This window comes from Paenibacillus alkaliterrae, from assembly GCF_021532375.1.
GTDB classification, from domain to species: Bacteria; Bacillota; Bacilli; order Paenibacillales; family Paenibacillaceae; genus Pristimantibacillus; species Pristimantibacillus alkaliterrae.
Genome location: NZ_JAKGAP010000166.1, coordinates 1 through 1,203, shown reverse-complemented (window position 1 = coordinate 1,203; position 1,203 = coordinate 1). Strand labels below are relative to the sequence as shown.

Genomic DNA, 1,203 nt, shown 5'->3' with positions numbered 1-1,203 from the left:
TATTCAGACTCGCTTTCGCTGCGGCTACGGCTTTCCACCTTAACCTTGCACGTAATCGTAACTCGCCGGTTCATTCTACAAAAGGCACGCCATCACCCATTTAACGGGCTCTGACTTCTTGTAAGCGCACGGTTTCAGGTTCTTTTTCACTCCGCTTCCGCGGTGCTTTTCACCTTTCCCTCACGGTACTGCTTCACTATCGGTCACCAGGGAGTATTTAGCCTTGGCAGATGGTCCTGCCGGATTCCGACGGGGTTTCTCGTGTCCCGCCGTACTCAGGATCCGTCTCGGAGAGAATTCACTTTTGGCTACAGGGCTTTTACCTCTTCTAGCGGGCCTTTCCAGACCTCTTCGCCTAATGAACTCCTTTGTAACTCCATGTGAGACGTCCTACAACCCCTGCGCACAAGTGCGCAAGTTTGGGCTAATCCGCGTTCGCTCGCCGCTACTGACGGAATCACTTTTGTTTTCTCTTCCTCGGGGTACTTAGATGTTTCAGTTCCCCCGGTATGCCTCTTGCCGACCTATGTATTCAGTCGGCAGTAACTGTCCATTACGACAGCTGGGTTTCCCCATTCGGAAATCCCCGGATCAATGCCTGCTTACGGCTCCCCGAGGCGGTATCGTTGTTCGCCACGTCCTTCTTCGGCTCCTGGTGCCTAGGCATCCTCCGTGCGCTCTTACTAGCTTAACCATTTGCTCAGGTGATTCGGCTTGCTCGCCGTTTTCATTTTGTTTCTTCCATCTCAATAGACATCAAGCGGTAGAAACAAAACGAAAAGAAGTCGAGACAATCTCGAACACCTTTCGCTTACAAATTGTAAACAGCTTTAAAGGATGTTTCAGCAATTCTTTTCTTTCGTTATCCAGTTTTCAAGGTACAATTGTATTGGTGGAGCCAAGCGGGATCGAACCGCTGACCTCCTGCTTGCAAGGCAGGCGCTCTCCCAGCTGAGCTATGGCCCCATAATGGGTACCGACTTCTCAGAGTCGATAATGGTGGGCCTTAGTGGACTCGAACCACCGACCTCACCCTTATCAGGGGTGCGCTCTAACCAGCTGAGCTAAAGGCCCTTGGGTATTCCGTTTGGACTTCTGCAGAAAGACGATTAGTCTTTCAAAACTGACAACGAGTGAGCAATAAGCCTGCCTGCTTATCCGAACCTCATCGGGTTCGGGTATTTCCTTAGAAAGGAGGTGATC

2 tRNA genes and 1 rRNA gene are annotated in these 1,203 nt (G+C 51.0%); all 3 read right to left on the bottom strand.

Annotated elements, in window-relative coordinates:
• Positions 1 to 694: ribosomal RNA gene (locus L1N85_RS27000) — 23S ribosomal RNA — on the bottom strand; the annotation flags it as partial.
• Positions 695 to 890: 196 nt separating this feature from the next.
• Positions 891 to 966 (bottom strand) — tRNA-Ala (locus tag L1N85_RS26995).
• A 31-nt stretch (positions 967 to 997) separates the two neighbouring features.
• A tRNA-Ile gene (locus L1N85_RS26990) sits at positions 998 to 1,074 on the bottom strand.
• Positions 1,075 to 1,203 lie beyond the last annotated feature (129 nt).